Genomic DNA, 15,025 nt, shown 5'->3' on the forward strand with positions numbered 1-15,025 from the left:
TCGATCAGCCCATCTTCGCGCCGGGCACGGGCTCCGATTCCGTTTCGTCCTCGTCAGCGTGCGCGACGTCGTCGCCGTCAGCCGCCGCGTCGCCTTCCGGTCCGTCCTCTTCCGGTGTTCCGCTGCGCACCAGTTCCACGATGATCAGCAGCACACCGAATCCAGTTGCCGTCCACAGCACGGTCGCAAACGAGATCGGACGCGCCATCATCAGCACGACCAGTGCGATCACCAGTCCCGCCACCAGGATCGCGCCGCGATAGCGTTCCACCGCCGCACCGAACCTGCCGGTAGAGAGACCTCGGTGCTCGGCAGCCGAGCGCACGGCGGTGAATCCACTGCCGAGCAACCCGCGCACAGCGACGGCCGGGCGGCTCGTCCCGGCGAACCAGGCCCAGATCGCGACCACGACACCGAAGAACGCGAGCGCCATGATCGTCGACCGCAACAGCACCGTGAGGCCGTCGAACAGCGCATCGGCCGCGTCGAAGGTCATCGTCGACGGTGCGACGGCTCGGGCGAAGAAGCCCCGCCCGATTCCTACCCCGGCCGCGAGCAGCAGGAACATCGCCGCGAACGACGCCGACGTCCACATCAGCGCACGCGTACGGTCCTTCGCGAGTGCGACGCCGAGCACGAGCAGCCCGAACACGATCCATGGCAGCCAGAACCCGACCGACACGGCGATCTGATACACCGTGCGCACCAGCACGAGGGCATCCGCCTGCGCAATAGGCACGGTGCGGTCGATCACCGGGATCAGCCCTGCGATACCGACCCCACGATCGGTGAGCGTCTGCTTGACCTGAGCCACGAGAACGCCGAGGTCGATGGCCAGCACGCCGTCGTCGGTCAGCTGCAGCGCGGTGCCGGGCTGGTCCTGCATGATCGCGACCGCCCGCTCATGGGCGAGCCGCAGCGACTGCGTCCAGATCACGGCGAACTGTTCAGAAGCCACCAGGTCGTGGACGACCCCGTCGATAAGCGAAACAACTCCACGGGCTGCGGGGGCCTGTAGCAACGTCAGAGCCGACTCCGCGCGCGGCGGCAGGTCGAGTCCCCGAAGGCCGTCGAAGACGTCCTCGACGACGGCATCGACGTCGATGTTGTCGAGGATCGCTGCGTTCACCTGGTCGGCGACAAAGTCCTGCACGTCAGGGTCCGATGCCAGCGGCGCGAACGTGGCCACGAAACGATCCGTGTCCACCAGCTGCACGCGTGCCCAGGTGCCGACCGCGGCAACGGGCGCGAGCAGCACACCCAGGACCAGCGCGATGACGGCGACGATGCTCGTCGCCGCAGGGCGCCGACGCGGGCGCCGCAGTCCCGCGTTCTCCTTTTCGAGTTGTTCAACCCTGGCTCTCAGATCTTCCAGCTCGCCCATCTGATCTCCTCTTTCCGGTGCGGACCGCGCGACGGCATCCACGAAGGCGCCGACCAGGCGAACGACCGGTCGGACGCCTAGCGACGTGTCAGCTCAGCAACTTCTGCTTGGCTGCGGCGAACTCGTCATCTGAGAGCACTCCCGCATCGTGGAGCCCGCTCAGCTGCTGCAGCTTGGCGATCATATCGCCACCCGCGTCAGCGGCCGGGGCCTGCGGGGCGGGGGCCACCGGTGCCGGCGCGTACTGTGCCGCGGCCTGCTGCGCCGCGGCATCGATCTGTGCCTGCTGCGCGGCAGCCTGATACTGCTCCTGCTGGGCGCGCTCCTGCTGTCTGCGTGCGGCGCTGCCCTGCACAGCGCTGGCGGTACCGGCGACGACGGCTGTTCGAGCCGCCAGACCGATCAGACCGGGCCTGCCTACTCTTCTCAATGGCATCTCACTCACCTTCCTGTTCGAGAATGTCGATCATCGCGTTCACGACCGGGGCGGGGACCCGCTCGGTGCGCAGCACCTCACCGCCCGATGCCTGCAGCTTCGCCGCCAAGGTGCGGACGAAGGCGAGCTCGAGTACGACCACGGCTGCCGAGGTGCCGGCAGGCACGTGCTCGGCCAGCGTCATGATGTCCTCTTCACCGGCCAGTCCGTCGGCGAGCGGGTGTGCTTCACCGAGCAGGTCTGCCTGGTCGACGTCGAGATCGCGCGTCTCGACGTCACCACCGGCGGTCTTCGTCAACAGGACGAAGTCGAGCAGGCGCACGGCACCCGACGCGAGCAGATCTCGTAGCGCCTGGAACGTCTCGGGGTCGGGGCCTTCGCCTTCGAACCCGACCAGATAGAACTCGACGGGTCCGTAGCGGAAATCGTTCATGTGGTTCTCCTGTCTCACTGCTGTTCGCGGAGCTGATCTCGCGCGTCATCGGTGCGCAAGGCGTCCAGTGCCGCGCGGTTGGTCTCGAAGATGTGTTGGCCGGCGAGGATGCCGAGCCGCTCCAAGCGCGGGCGCGCGGCCGCCCGGAGCCGGCTGAACGACAGCGTCACGCCCTCTGATCGGAGCCAATCCGTCAGCCCCTCAAAGGACTCCGCGGCAGTGACGTCCGCATCGGTCACCGCTTCCATATCGATCACGACGTGCTGCACGACGCCCGCGCCGGGGGCGCGCACGGCGCGGCGTACGGCTCCCGCGAACGCGTCGCCGTTGGCGAAGAACATCGGCGCGGCCATCCTGATCACGACGACCCCCGGGGCCGTCATCGCGCCGGTTGCGGCGGGATCGAGAAGGGATGCCGTGGGCGAACCATCGGCGGCGAGCACATCGATTGCGGGGTTCGACGCCCGCTTGGCGATGTTGACGCGGGCGAGCACGAAGGCGACGAGGATGCCGGCGATCGAACCGACGAACAGCGTGGTCAGGAAGCACACCGCGCCGATGCTGAACTCGAAACGATCCTGGTGCCAGAGTGCGCGGAACTCACGGAATCCCAGCAGCGGCAGGATTGCCACGCCGACGATGGCGCCGATCGCCGGCGACGGGATGTCTTCCAGTAGCCCGGTACCGAAGAGCAACAGCAGCAGCGTGCCGACCGCGAGCACCAGCGAGGGCAACTGCGTGCGCGATCCCGCCTGGTCCATAGCGGCGGTGCGACTTGTCGACGAGCCGACCGCGAAGCTGCCCTGTGCGCCCGCTGCCACGTTCGCGACGCCGAAGGCGAGCAGATCGCGATTGGGCGAGGTCCGATAGTGCCGCTTCTCTCCGTACGAGCGCGACACGAGCAGTCCTTCTGCCGTGGTGACCATCGTCAGCGCCAGCGCGGATGGGATCAGCAGCAGCCAGGTCTGCCAGTCGAGCATGGGCCAGGTGAGCTGCGGTGCTCCGGCGGGCACCTCACCGAGCACGGCGACGCCTCGGTCGCCGAGGTCGGCGACCAGGACCACGACGGTCGCCACGATCATCACGACGAGGGCCCACGGCACCATCTTCAGGAATCTCTTGCCCGCGAGCAGCACGACCACGGCGAACACCGAGATGGCGAGGGCGTAGAGATTCGTACTGCCGAGGCCACCGATCACGCCGGCCACCTTGTCGACGAACTCCCCGCCCGAGTCGATCGAGATGCCGAGCATCTTCGCCACCTGCGAGACGAGGATGTCGAGCGCAAGTCCTCCGACGAACCCGATCAGGATCGGCTTCGACAGGAAGTTCGCGAGGAACCCCAGCTTGAACACTGCGAGCAGCACGAACAGGATGCCGCAGATGATCGCCTGTGCCATCGCCATCGCCAGGTAGTCCTCGGAGCCCGCTGCGGTGCGGCAAGACCGCCGATCGACGACGCCACCAGGGCTGCGGCCGCCGCGTCGGGCGACGCCACCAGTTGCCGCGACGAGACCACCAGCGCGTACACGATGGTCGGCACGACCAGCGCATACAGCCCCGCCGTCGCCGGTAGCCCCGCGATCTGTGCATAGCCGATGTTCAACGGGATTGCGATCGCGAGCAGGGTGACGCCGGCGAGCATCTCGCGCACGAGGTTCTTCGAGGTCAGTCCGGTCAGTGGTCTGTGCACCCCGTCACCTCTCTACCGCGGCCCTCGTGCGCCGACTCGATCACGTGCGTGGTGCCATGCTGGCACCGCGCTCGCCCACACGGACGGCGTGCATCACCCTGGCCGGGTGATCTCAGTCCTCGGGAGCGGTGACCTGACTGTTCTGCCTCGGGATCCAGACCTGGCGGATGATGATGAGCACCGATGCCGTGATCGGAATCGCCACCAGAGCGCCGAGCAGACCCATCAGCGTCGCCCCGATCATCGCTCCGATGATCACGAGCACCCCGGGCACGGCAACCGCCCTGCCCATCACGCGCGGGGTGATCACGTACGCCTCGACTTGGATGTACGCGAGGTAGGCGATCGCGAAGACCACCGCGGCGACGGGGCTGACGAACAGCGTCGCGATGCTCCCGATCACGAGGAAGAGCACAGATCCGATCATCGGCACGAGCGTGATGAAGAACGCGGCGAGCGCCAGCACGACGGGGGCCGACGAACCGAGCGCAAGTTGCAGCACCAGTACGACGACGGCGTTGAGCGACGAGAGCGTGATGGCACCGGCGACGACGCCTCCCACCGAACGGGTGATCTCGTCGAGCAGGTGCGAGAACCTGTCTCGACGGTAGAAGGGGACGAGAGCGGCGAGCGCGTTCTTGATGGACTGCAGCGACGAGACGAAGTAAAGCGTGAGGACGACCACCATCATGAAGCTGGAGACGGCGCCGACGACGCCGAACCCGACCCGCAGCACGCCACCCGAGATGGCGAGGAATGAACTCAGCGAGGCGATCGACTGCAGCGCGTCGGCGATGACTGCCTCCAGGTCGACCCCCAGGCTGCGTTCAAGATTCAGGTACCAGTCCGCCTGCTGCATGGCGGCGATCGTCTGCGGTGCCGCGTTGACGGCTGCGGAGATCTGCCGCACGGTCGCGGGAACGACGAGGAAGACGACGATCGCGACGATCCCGAGGAAGAGCACGGCGACGATCGTCACCCCGACCGGTCTGCTTAGTCCAAGACGTTCCAGCGCGCGCACGGCAGGATCCAGCCCGAGCGCGAGGAACAGTCCGAGAAAGATCGAGATCAGCACCGTCGAGATGCCGGCGATCGTCGCGGCGAGCGCGATCGCCAGGAGGACGCCCACGGCGACGGTGAACCCCGACAGCAGAGGGTGCGCGGGCAGGAAGCGCAATGCACGGGAGCGCTCGTGCGCGCGTTGCGATGGGACGGCGGTCTTCTTCTGCCTCACGCGCCTCACGCTACTCAGCGGGTGAGACCGTGGATCGTCGCGTCGCCCGATCAGGGTGAGCAGCAGTCGTGTCTGGTTCGGACGGGATGTCACCATCGCAGAATCCTGTGATGCGAGCCCTGTGATGCGGAGGGGGACCCGAGACATGCCGTTGGGACAGAACACGCTGATGCTCGCCGGAGTCGATGATGAACGGCCCGATGCGGCTCTGTTGCGCGCGCTCGTGAGTGGCGCGGTCAGCGGCGAGATCCGCTTGCTGGACTTGGTCATCGTGCGGCGTCGCACCATCAGCAGCGGCGTCCTCTACGAGGTCGACCACGACGACCTCGCGCTGATGGGGCTCCCGCTCGCGGTGCCGGGCATGATCGGTGTCGATGATGCTGCCACGCTGTGCGCGCATGTGAGCATCGGTGCTGCCGCGGCGCTCATCCTTGTCGGATATCCCGCCGTTGCACAGCCTGCGGATTGGCCGCCGACCGCGCTGCGTGCTCGGCTCATCGGTGTCTGGCCGGTCCCGGCATCTGCCGCAGACCTTGTGCTGGAGGCAGCGCGGGCCCGGGCGGTGTCCGGCGCTGTGTTCCGCCGGCGTGCGTTCCGATCACTCCGGCCGGTGGCGTGAACGCAACGGTGGGGCGCACCGCAACTGATCAGAGACCGACGCGCACGGCGTCGCGACGCGACGACACGTCGAGTTTGCGGTAGATCGAGCGTTGATGGGTCTTGATGGTGTTGACCGAGACTCCGAGCTCCCGCGCGATCTCCGGCAGAGTGCGCGAGGTCTGCAATTGCCGGTACACCTCGCGCTCCCGATCAGACAAGACGCCGGCAACGGATCCGGCCGCGTCGTCCGCGAGGCACTCGCTGATGAAGTCCTCGTACTGGGTTCCGTGATGCACATGCTCGCCGAGCAGTCGGCGCACGGCGGTCTCCCGCGCTCCGAACGGCAGTCGGATGCCCTCGGATGCGGCCGCGGCGAGCGCAGCTTCACAGACATCGTGCGCGGCCTCGTGATCGCCGTTGTGTCTTCTCATCACCGCCGCTGTGATGAGCGTGCTGACCTTGATGTACGAGACCTCGGCGAACGTGCGCAGCGAGCGCAGTTGGATGAGCGCCTCACTGTACTCCTCCGCACGACGGAGCACGCCGGACAGTGCGAGCGCGACCAGAGGGAGGTCCGTGCGACGCACGTGTCGACGCGCGATGCGCAGCGCACGATCGCGGTTGCCGATCGCCTCTTCGAGCACTGCGATGGCCGTCTCCCGGATCACGCCCCACGGCACACCGTGCAGGGTCTCGACCGGGATCTCCTGCGCTCCGATCGCGGCGCGTCGGCAGGCCGCGACGTCGCCGCCGTCCGCTGCGGCGCACGCGAGCATCAATCGCGCCACGGATGCCACCGACGGGTCGGCATCCCCCGCCGTCAACGCGGCGAACAGCCGCGAGGTCGTCGTGGGATCACCGGCGAGGTGGGCCACGAGTCCTTCCGCCATGATCGAGCTCACATCGAGACCGCCGCGCGCTGAACTGGCACCGATCGAGTCCGACGTGGCGTTGATCTCGTCAAGCGCATGTCGTGCCCGGCGCAGGTGTCCTGCCCACACATGTCCGAAGGCGACTCCACCGAGCGCATGCGGCCAGAGATCCGGCTCCTGCCCGCGTATCTCCCTCGCCACGGCCGCGAAGTGCTCGGCCGGGAGCACCGGGTTGGTGGGGTGGCGGATCTCCGCCCATGCGAGGAGGGTGTTCACAGCGACCTGATCTGCGAGTTCGGGGGCGGCCGCACCGGCGAGCATCCTCTCGCGCACGCGTTCGTGCGCAGCGGACACGCGTTCGGGCTCATCCGAGACGACGAGACGTGCGATGTCGAGCACGACGTCGTCGTCTGCCGTGCCGGACGTCGCGATCTGCGCCTGCCCGCGCACGAAGAGGTCGTGTGCCAAATGGTGGTCGCCGAGCATGTCGGTGGCGCATGCGCGGATCAGGAGCAGTTCAGCATCCTCGGGCAGATGCATCATGATCCGCGTCGCGGCGGTCTCAACCTCGGCTGCATTTCCGTTCATGCTCAAGCCGAGCCAGCACCCCAGAAGCGTGCTGCGTGCGGCGCCGATATCAGTGGCGCGCAGCGAGTGCGATATCGCGGTGATCGGCTCGGAGCGGCTCAGGTGCGCGGCTGCTCGACGGTGGAGCTCGACCAACCGAGCGGGGTCCTCGGCGGCGAGGAGCGATAAACATGTCTTCGCAAAGGTCGCATGCCACCGATAGCGCGTGCCCTCAGGGACCGCGAACCTGTCGAGGAACAGTCCGAGACGCGCGCATTCCTCCACCAACCGCGCGGCATGCACCTCGCCCGTGACCTTGGCCGCGAGGTCTGCGTCGAGAACAGCGCAGACGCTGGCATCGAGCATGAACCGAGCCAGCGCAGGGGGCAACGAAGCCAGCACGTAGTCGCGCACGTAGTCGGCGAGGAAGGCCGATGCCGACGTGGCGTCCGAGTCCGGCCGCGCTCCGGCGATCATCACCATCGACACGGCGATCGGCCATCCCTGCGTCTCCTCCAGGATCGCGACGGGGGTGAGCGTATGCGATCCGGCAGCGTGCAGCTCCGCAATCTCGTCCGCCGTGAACCGCAGCACATCCGCGCACAGGAACAGGTCGGGCGCTGTGAGCCGTTCGCGAGCGGAGGTGACTTCGAGCAGTGTGGTGCCGACCAGCACGATACGCAGCTTCTCGGGCATCTGCTCCAACAGCATCCCGAGCAGCCCCTCGCGCCACGCTTCCCCGGCACGATGCGCGTCATCGACCACCAGCTGCACGACACCCTCGGCAGATTCCAGACTGTCGATGATGGCAGCGTAGGCGCGGCGCGGATCGAACCTGGTCGTATGCGAAGGCGCGCCGCCCCGACCATCCGTGGCGACCGCCAGCGCGTCGAGCACGCCGCGCGCCAGGCGACGTGGATCCGCGTCGAGCGCGTTCAGCGTGAGCCAGGCGAGCCGGTCAGCGTTCGCGCCCCACTCAGCGACTGCGGTGGTCTTGCCGTAGCCGCTCGGCGCACTCACGATGCAGAACGAGTAGCGGGCGAGCGCCGCGTCGATCGTGGCGGTGACGCGTGGGCGGCGCACGTTCTCAGGCCGAGGCATCGGGGCGCGGAACCGCACGTTCGATCCCACCGGAACACTCCCCCGCGCAGGCGCCATGCGAACAACCTACCCAGAAGCGCGTGTCCTGCCCAGAGCACGACGCCCGGTGGCTCTCACGAAGCGGTTCGCTCCGCGGCTTCGCTCGCGTCCGACACGGCATCGGCGGCGCTCGCGTCCTGTGCGAGAGCCGCCACGGTGCGGATCAGCAGGATGATCCACGCGAACACGACAACACCGGCGACGAGCTCGACGGCGGTCAACGTGTAGTAGCCGGTCGCGAACAGCACCGCGTGCAGCACGATCACCGCGATGAACAGGTAGCCGATCGACAGGAACGTGCGAGACACACCGGGTAGCCACCATTTCAGTCCGATCACCAGCACACCGAAGGCCACGGCCATGCCCGAGGCCACCCCCGTGTGCAGCGCAAAGTACTGATCCACCGGGAACAGTCCCACCATGCCGAGGAAAACACCCACGATGATGAGGCAGGTGCGCACCGCGACGACTCCGCGCCCGGATGGGCCGGGAATCGCATTCGTCGCGTAGCGGGCGAGAGTCGTCACCAGAATGCCCGCGATGATCAGCGTCAGGTTGAACGTGCGCGCCGAGAGGTCATCGGTCATACCCAGGGCGCTGAGGTTGTCCTTCCACCACGTCGGGTCGCTCGCGGTGAGCATGCTTGCGAGCACTCCCACCACGAGGAACAGGGCGAGCACGACGGCGAGCAGCTGGAGGTCCAGGTGGGTGGCCGAGACGAAGACGACGTAGGCGGTGAGCGCTGCCGCTGCACCCGAGAGCAGCAGCACCGGCAAGGGGAAGACCACCGCTCCGATGAGTCCGGCCTCCAGAATCACCGCCACCAGCGTCCAGCCCAGCAGCGCGATCACCGCGTGTGCGAAGGCCAGCGCGGCGACGTCGACGAGATCCAGCGCCGCGAGGCGTTCGCGTCTCTGCGGTTCCGCCACCACGATCCGTCCGAGCACGAACACCACGGCGGCGGTGGCCGCCGCCGAGACAGCGGCGAACTGGCCGAGCGATCCCGCTCCGGCGATGGGTGCGGGCCGAAAGCCGAAGACCGGTAGGGCGATCAGCGCCACGAGCACGAAGGCGAAGATCGAGATCTGCAGGCCGATGGCCTCTCGTGCGCGCTCCCTCGTGCCCTCATTGGCGCTCGAACGCGCAACAGTCAGCAGGTCGGGGCGTACGGAGCGAGTCGGCATACCCACATTCTCGCGGGCATCCGATCGCCGTGCGAGACGCGTCATCCCACCCGGGCGAGTGCAGGGCGTTACCCTGACGAGGTGACGACCACCCCCGCACCGATTCTCTCGCCCGCGACGCGGGTGCTTCTGCTGCTGGCAGCCGCGACCGTCACGCTCGTGGGCGTGCACCTGGCGCAGGATCTGATCACGCCCCTTGCGCTCGCTCTGGTCATCGTGATCATCTGCGAGCCGGTGCGGGGCCCGCTGGAGCGGCGCGGGTGGCCGCGTTGGGCGGCATCGACCACCGTCATTGCCCTCGCCTATCTCGTTCTGGCGCTGATGGGCCTGTTGTTGTGGATCGCCGGGGCGCAGTTCGTGCGCATGATCGAGGATCTCGCGAGCGCCGGGATGCCCCAGCCGCTCGACGAGCTGATCGCCCTGCTGCAGGCGGCCGGTCTCGGCGCGGGTCTCGCGGAGGCCGCATCCGGACTGCTGGACCCCTCGCTGCTGCTGGGCATCGCCCGCAGCGCGTGGAGCGCGACGCTCGGTACCGCGACGGCGCTGTTCTTCGTCTGCGCGTACGTGATCATGATGGCCGTCGACGGATCGCGGTACCGCGACGCCCCGCGTCTGTTCGGTGCGGCCAAGGGGCCGACCATGGCGCGCATCTCGAACCTCACCTCGGGCATCCGCCGCTACTACGTCGTCAACGCCGTCTTCGGAGCGATCGTGGCGATCATCGACGGTCTCGCCCTGTGGTGGCTCGGAGTGCCCGCGCCCGTGGTCTGGGCGGTTCTCGCGTTCGTGACGAACTTCATCCCCAACATCGGCTTCATCGTCGGGCTCGTGCCGCCGGCTATTCTCGCGTTCCTGGTCGGCGGCTGGCCGCTTATGCTCGGTGTGGTCGCGATCTACTGCATCGTCAACGTCACGCTGCAGGTACTGATCCAGCCGAAGTTCGTCAGTGACGCGGTGGGGCTGAGCCTGACGATCACGTTCTTCTCGGTGGTGTTCTGGACGTTCGTGATCGGCCCGCTGGGTGCGATCCTGTCGATCCCGCTGACCCTGTTCAGCCGGATGCTGCTGCTCGAGTCCGACCCACGCGCAACGTGGTCGCGCTGGCTCTCCGGGGATCGTGACGCGATCCCCACCGCGAAGACGTCGGATGCCACAGGCACGGCTTCCGGCGATGGCGGGGCCTCCGACGACGACGCGGAGTCCGGTGATGATGTGGGCCCTGCCGGGATCGAACCGACGACATCCACGGTGTAAACGTGGCGCTCTACCAGCTGAGCTAAAGGCCCTGACCCGTTCAGTGTATCGGTGATCGGTTGCGTCGTCGTACGCCCGAACGGATATAGGCTGAGGACAGCGCGCGTTGTGCCGAGCCGACAAGGCTCCCCGTGTCGCTCCCCCGTTTCCTTGGCACGACCTGCCAGATCGACGAAAGGCTCCACCGTGACTGTTCACGATCAGGACCCGTACTCCCAGGCACCACTGGACAGCGACCCGGAGGAGACCGGCGAGTGGCAGCAGTCGCTCGATGAGCTGGTGGATGCCAAGGGGCACGGCCGCGGCCGCGAGATCATGCTCAGCCTGCTGAAGCGCTCGAAGGAGCTGCACCTCGGCGTGCCGATGGTTCCGACCACCGACTACATCAACACGATCGCCCCCGAGAACGAGCCGACCTTCCCCGGTGACGAAGAGGTCGAGCGTCGTTACCGCAGCTGGATCCGCTGGAACGCGGCGGTCACCGTGCACCGTGCGCAGCGCCCCGGCATCGGTGTGGGTGGGCACATCTCGACCTATGCGTCGTCCGCCTCGCTGTACGAGGTGGGCTTCAACCACTTCTTCCGCGGTGCCGACGCTGAGGGCGGCGGAGACCAGATCTTCATCCAGGGCCACGCCTCACCCGGCATCTACGCCCGGTCGTTCCTGGAGGGGCGCCTCGACGAGCAGCAGCTCGACGGGTTCCGGCAGGAGAAGTCGCGCGCGCCGCACGCACTGTCGTCGTACCCGCACCCGCGTCTGATGCCGGAGTACTGGCAGTTCCCGACGGTGTCGATGGGCCTGGGCCCGATCAACGCCATCTATCAGGCGATGTCGAACAAGTACCTCGAGAACCGCGGTATCAAGGACACCTCGGCCTCACACGTCTGGGCCTTCCTCGGCGATGGCGAGATGGACGAGATCGAGAGCCGCGGCCAGCTTCAGGTCGCCGCCAACGAGGGCCTCGACAACCTGACGTTCGTCGTCAACTGCAACCTGCAGCGCCTCGACGGCCCGGTGCGCGGAAACGGCAAGATCGTCCAGGAGCTGGAGTCGTTCTTCCGCGGTGCCGGCTGGAACGTCATCAAGGTCGTCTGGGGCCGGGAGTGGGACGACCTGCTCGCCCGCGACACCGAGGGCGCGCTGCTGAACATCATGAACTCCACGCCCGATGGCGACTACCAGACCTACAAGGCCGAGTCGGGTGCCTACGTGCGTGAGCACTTCTTCGGCAAGGACGAGCGCGCGCTCAACCTGGTCAAGGACCTCAGCGACGACCAGGTGTGGCAGCTGCGCCGCGGCGGTCACGACTACCGCAAGGTGTACGCCGCGTACCAGGCCGCTCTGGCTCACAAGGGTCAGCCCACCGTCATCCTCGCCAAGACCGTCAAGGGTTACGGGCTCGGACCGCACTTCGAGGGTCGCAACGCGACCCACCAGATGAAGAAGATGACGCTGGAGAACCTCAAGACCTTCCGCGACACCATGCACATCCCGATCACGGATGCGCAGCTCGAAGAGAACCCCTACCTGCCCCCGTACTACCACCCGGGTGCGCAGGACGACACGATCCAGTACATGCTCGAGCGCCGCAAGAACCTCGGTGGCTTCCTGCCCGAGCGTCGCGCCACGCACGTGCCGCTGTCGCTGCCCGGAGACAACTCCTACGCGCTGCCAAAGAAGGGCTCCGGTACGCAGGAGATCGCCACGACGATGGCGTTCGTCCGACTGCTCAAGGACCTGCTGCGGTCGAAGGACTTCGGTCACCGCATCGTGCCGATCATCCCCGACGAGGCCCGCACCTTCGGTCTGGACGCATACTTCCCGACGGCGAAGATCTACAACCCGAACGGCCAGCAGTACACCTCGGTCGACCGCGAGCTGCTGCTGGCGTACAAGGAGAGCCCGCAGGGCCAGATCGTGCACGTCGGCATCAACGAGGCGGGGGCCCTCGCGGCGTTCACCGCGGCGGGAACCTCGTACGCGACGCACGGCGAACCGCTGATCCCGATCTACATCTTCTACTCGATGTTCGGCTTCCAGCGCACCGGCGATGCCCAGTGGGCCGCTGGCGACCAGATGGCTCGCGGCTTCATCATCGGCGCCACCGCCGGGCGTACCACGCTCACCGGCGAGGGCCTGCAGCACGCCGACGGCCACTCGCCGTTGCTGGCGTCGTCCAACCCGGCGACGGTGTCGTACGATCCGGCATACGGCTACGAGATCGCCCACATCATGCGCTCGGGCCTGGAGCGCATGTACGGGGGCAGCCACCCCGACCCGAACGTGATGTACTACATCACCGTGTACAACGAGCCGCTCGTGCAGCCTGCCGAACCCGAGGATGTCGATGTCGACGGCATCATCCGCGGCATCCACCGCGTCTCCGTCGGCGAGGGCGAGGGTCCGCGCACGCAACTGCTCGCCTCGGGCGTCGGCCTGCCGTGGGCCTTCGAGGCCCAGCAGCTGCTCAAGCAGGACTGGGGCGTCGTCTCGGACGTGTGGTCAGTGACCTCGTGGAACGAGCTGCGCCGTGACGGTCTCGCCGTCGACGAGCACAACTTCCTGCACCCCGACGAAGAGCCCCGCACCGCGTATGTGACGCAGAAGCTGCAGGGTTCCGAGGGCCCGGTCATCGCCGTCAGCGACTACATGCACGCCGTGCAGGACCAGATCCGTCCGTGGGTGCCCAGCAGCTACTACACCCTGGGCGCCGACGACTTCGGGTTCTCGGACACGCGCGCCGCGGCTCGTCGCTACTTCAAGATCGACGGGCCCTCGATGGTCGTGCGCGCTCTGCAGGCGCTCGCCGACGAGGGCAAGATCGATCGCGCCCGGGTCGGCGAGGCGATCGCGAAGTACCGCCTGTTCGATGTGAACGCCGGATCGAGCGGGAACGCGGGCGGCGAGAGCTGACACGTGACCGGATCCTCGAACCCGGCCATGGATAAGGCCGCCACACTCGCCTGGTTGCGCAAGATCTCGGGCGATATCGCCACGGTCACCATCAAGCGGCTCGAGGACACCCTTCCCTGGTACGCCGACATGCCACCGGCCCGCCGCTCTGCGGTCGGGCTGGTGGCCCAGGCCGGTATCACCTCGTTCATCCAGTGGTACGAGGACCCGACGTCGACGCCGTGGATCGCGGCCGATATCTTCGCCGCCGCTCCCCGTGAGCTGCTGCGCAGTGTGAGCCTGCAGCAGACCCTGCAGTTGATTCGCGTCACCGTCGAGGTCACTGAGGAGCGCGTCGCCGGGCGCGGCGAGGATCTGCGCGAGGCGATCCTGCTGTACTCCCGCGATGTCGCCTTTGCCTCGGCCGACGTGTACGCCCGCGCCGCCGAAGCCCGCGGCCTGTGGGATGCCCGACTCGAAGCGCTGGTCGTGGACTCGATCCTCACCGGCGAGGCCGATGAGGAGTTGCCCAGCCGCATCGCCGCGCTCGGTTGGCACGGTCATGGCGAGGTATGTGTGCTCGTCGGCACGACGCCCCCGCAGTTCGACGTCGATCTGGTGCGCCGCACGGCGCGCCGGCTCTCTGTCGATGTGTTGATCGGGGTTCAGGGCTCCCGATTGGTGCTCGTGATCGGTCGCGCCCGTGTGCCGGGCAAGGAGGTTGACGAGGTCGAGCTGCCGTTCAGCGAGATCGCGCAGCGCCTGGAGCCGTCGTTCGGTCCGGGGTACGTCGTGCTCGGCCCTCCCGTCACCGCTCTGGTCGATGCCGGGCAGAGCGCTCGCGCGGCATTGGCCGGCTTCGCCGTTGCGCGAGCGTGGCGCGGTGCCCCCAGACCCGTCGAGGCCGACGATCTGCTGCCCGAACGCGCGCTGGCCGGAGACACGCTGGCCAAGCAGACCCTGATCGAACGGATCTTCCGCCCGCTTGAGGCGCACTCCCCCGATCTCGTGACGACGTTGTGGAGCTACCTCGACAACGGCCGGTCGCTGGAGGCGACGGCGCGCGAGCTGTTCGTGCATCCGAACACCGTGCGCTACCGGCTCAAGCGGGTCACCGAGGTGATCGGCTGGGATGCCACAGGTCCGCGCGAGGCGTTGATTCTGCAGACAGCGCTGATCCTCGGATCCATCGGCGCCGTCGACCCCGCGCGACGGCGCTCGACGACACGTCGGCGCTGATCACACGAACGAGGCGCTGATCGCACGAACGATCTGTGCGCCACGCACAATCGATGCGTCGATTCTTGTGATGGTTCATCCACCGTCTCGCGCGATT

At 67.5% G+C, this 15,025-nt stretch carries 12 protein-coding genes and 1 tRNA gene; 4 read left to right on the forward strand and 9 right to left on the reverse strand.

Translation table 11 applies throughout. The features are described from left to right. Positions 1 to 4: 4 nt before the first annotated feature. From PTQ19_RS08315 to PTQ19_RS08340, 6 genes are all read right to left on the reverse strand, one after another. The gene (locus PTQ19_RS08315) at positions 5 to 1,384 is read right to left on the reverse strand and encodes a hypothetical protein (RefSeq protein ID WP_206820444.1); all 1,380 of its coding nucleotides are present in this window, start codon (positions 1,382 to 1,384) and stop codon (positions 5 to 7) included. Positions 1,385 to 1,472: 88 nt separating this feature from the next. Next, positions 1,473 to 1,820, reverse strand: coding sequence for an SHOCT domain-containing protein (locus PTQ19_RS08320; protein ID WP_206820443.1), 348 nt, complete (start codon positions 1,818 to 1,820; stop codon positions 1,473 to 1,475). 1 nt (position 1,821) lies between these two features. After that, entirely contained in the window at positions 1,822 to 2,253 is a 432-nt protein-coding gene (locus PTQ19_RS08325) for a DUF6325 family protein (RefSeq protein WP_274366997.1), read from the reverse strand. A gap of 14 nt (positions 2,254 to 2,267) precedes the next feature. Beyond that, positions 2,268 to 3,659 (reverse strand): SulP family inorganic anion transporter, encoded by a 1,392-nt coding sequence (locus PTQ19_RS08330; RefSeq protein WP_274366998.1) that lies wholly within the window; start codon positions 3,657 to 3,659, stop codon positions 2,268 to 2,270. Further along, on the reverse strand, positions 3,560 to 3,898 hold the full coding sequence (locus PTQ19_RS08335; protein ID WP_274369060.1) for a SulP family inorganic anion transporter: 339 nt from the start codon (positions 3,896 to 3,898) through the stop codon (positions 3,560 to 3,562). The genes PTQ19_RS08330 and PTQ19_RS08335 overlap by 100 nt, the downstream gene beginning before the upstream one ends. 160 nt (positions 3,899 to 4,058) lie before the next feature. After that, a complete protein-coding gene (locus tag PTQ19_RS08340) occupies positions 4,059 to 5,180 on the reverse strand; it encodes an AI-2E family transporter (protein WP_274366999.1) in 1,122 nt (373 codons plus the stop codon). A 145-nt stretch (positions 5,181 to 5,325) separates the two neighbouring features. Between PTQ19_RS08340 and PTQ19_RS08345 the strand changes: the two genes are divergently transcribed. After that, on the forward strand, positions 5,326 to 5,799 hold the full coding sequence (locus PTQ19_RS08345; RefSeq protein WP_274367000.1) for a DUF6325 family protein: 474 nt from the start codon (positions 5,326 to 5,328) through the stop codon (positions 5,797 to 5,799). Between the two features lie 28 nt (positions 5,800 to 5,827). Here PTQ19_RS08345 and PTQ19_RS08350 read toward each other — a convergent pair whose 3' ends face one another. Together PTQ19_RS08350 and PTQ19_RS08355 are read right to left on the reverse strand one after the other, a co-directional pair. Continuing rightward, on the reverse strand, positions 5,828 to 8,377 hold the full coding sequence (locus tag PTQ19_RS08350; RefSeq protein ID WP_274367001.1) for a LuxR C-terminal-related transcriptional regulator: 2,550 nt from the start codon (positions 8,375 to 8,377) through the stop codon (positions 5,828 to 5,830). A gap of 56 nt (positions 8,378 to 8,433) precedes the next feature. Continuing rightward, positions 8,434 to 9,543 (reverse strand): DUF998 domain-containing protein, encoded by a 1,110-nt coding sequence (locus tag PTQ19_RS08355; RefSeq protein WP_274367002.1) that lies wholly within the window; start codon positions 9,541 to 9,543, stop codon positions 8,434 to 8,436. Between the two features lie 123 nt (positions 9,544 to 9,666). Between PTQ19_RS08355 and PTQ19_RS08360 the strand changes: the two genes are divergently transcribed. Beyond that, positions 9,667 to 10,797, forward strand: a complete 1,131-nt coding sequence (locus PTQ19_RS08360; RefSeq protein ID WP_274369061.1) for an AI-2E family transporter — start codon at positions 9,667 to 9,669, stop codon at positions 10,795 to 10,797. On the opposite strand, the gene PTQ19_RS08365 is transcribed toward PTQ19_RS08360, so the two are convergent. After that, positions 10,757 to 10,829, reverse strand: a tRNA-Val gene (locus PTQ19_RS08365). The two genes, PTQ19_RS08360 and PTQ19_RS08365, sit on opposite strands and share 41 nt — an antisense overlap. Positions 10,830 to 10,983: 154 nt before the next feature. On the opposite strand from PTQ19_RS08365, the gene aceE reads away from it, so the two are divergent. Together aceE and PTQ19_RS08375 are read left to right on the forward strand one after the other, a co-directional pair. After that, a complete protein-coding gene (gene aceE, locus PTQ19_RS08370; RefSeq protein WP_274367003.1) occupies positions 10,984 to 13,710 on the forward strand; it encodes a pyruvate dehydrogenase (acetyl-transferring), homodimeric type in 2,727 nt (908 codons plus the stop codon). A gap of 27 nt (positions 13,711 to 13,737) precedes the next feature. Then, a complete protein-coding gene (locus PTQ19_RS08375; RefSeq protein ID WP_274369062.1) occupies positions 13,738 to 14,928 on the forward strand; it encodes a PucR family transcriptional regulator in 1,191 nt (396 codons plus the stop codon). Positions 14,929 to 15,025: the final 97 nt, after the last annotated feature.

It is taken from the genome of Microbacterium esteraromaticum, assembly GCF_028747645.1.
GTDB classification, from domain to species: Bacteria; Actinomycetota; Actinomycetes; order Actinomycetales; family Microbacteriaceae; genus Microbacterium; species Microbacterium esteraromaticum_C.

What these genes read in the sequence shown, in the direction of transcription:
- PTQ19_RS08315 (WP_206820444.1), bottom strand. Translation starts at nt 1,384, where the DNA reads ATGGGCGAGCTGGAAGATCTGAGAGCCAGGGTTGAACAACTCGAAAAG.
- PTQ19_RS08320 (WP_206820443.1), bottom strand. Translation starts at nt 1,820, where the DNA reads ATGCCATTGAGAAGAGTAGGCAGGCCCGGTCTGATCGGTCTGGCGGCT.
- PTQ19_RS08325 (WP_274366997.1), bottom strand. Translation starts at nt 2,253, where the DNA reads ATGAACGATTTCCGCTACGGACCCGTCGAGTTCTATCTGGTCGGGTTC.
- PTQ19_RS08330 (WP_274366998.1), bottom strand. Translation starts at nt 3,659, where the DNA reads ATGGCGATGGCACAGGCGATCATCTGCGGCATCCTGTTCGTGCTGCTC.
- PTQ19_RS08335 (WP_274369060.1), bottom strand. Translation starts at nt 3,898, where the DNA reads ATGCTCGCCGGCGTCACCCTGCTCGCGATCGCAATCCCGTTGAACATC.
- PTQ19_RS08345 (WP_274367000.1), top strand. Translation starts at nt 5,326, where the DNA reads ATGCCGTTGGGACAGAACACGCTGATGCTCGCCGGAGTCGATGATGAA.
- PTQ19_RS08350 (WP_274367001.1), bottom strand. Translation starts at nt 8,377, where the DNA reads ATGGCGCCTGCGCGGGGGAGTGTTCCGGTGGGATCGAACGTGCGGTTC.
- PTQ19_RS08355 (WP_274367002.1), bottom strand. Translation starts at nt 9,543, where the DNA reads ATGCCGACTCGCTCCGTACGCCCCGACCTGCTGACTGTTGCGCGTTCG.
- PTQ19_RS08375 (WP_274369062.1), top strand. Translation starts at nt 13,738, where the DNA reads ATGGATAAGGCCGCCACACTCGCCTGGTTGCGCAAGATCTCGGGCGAT.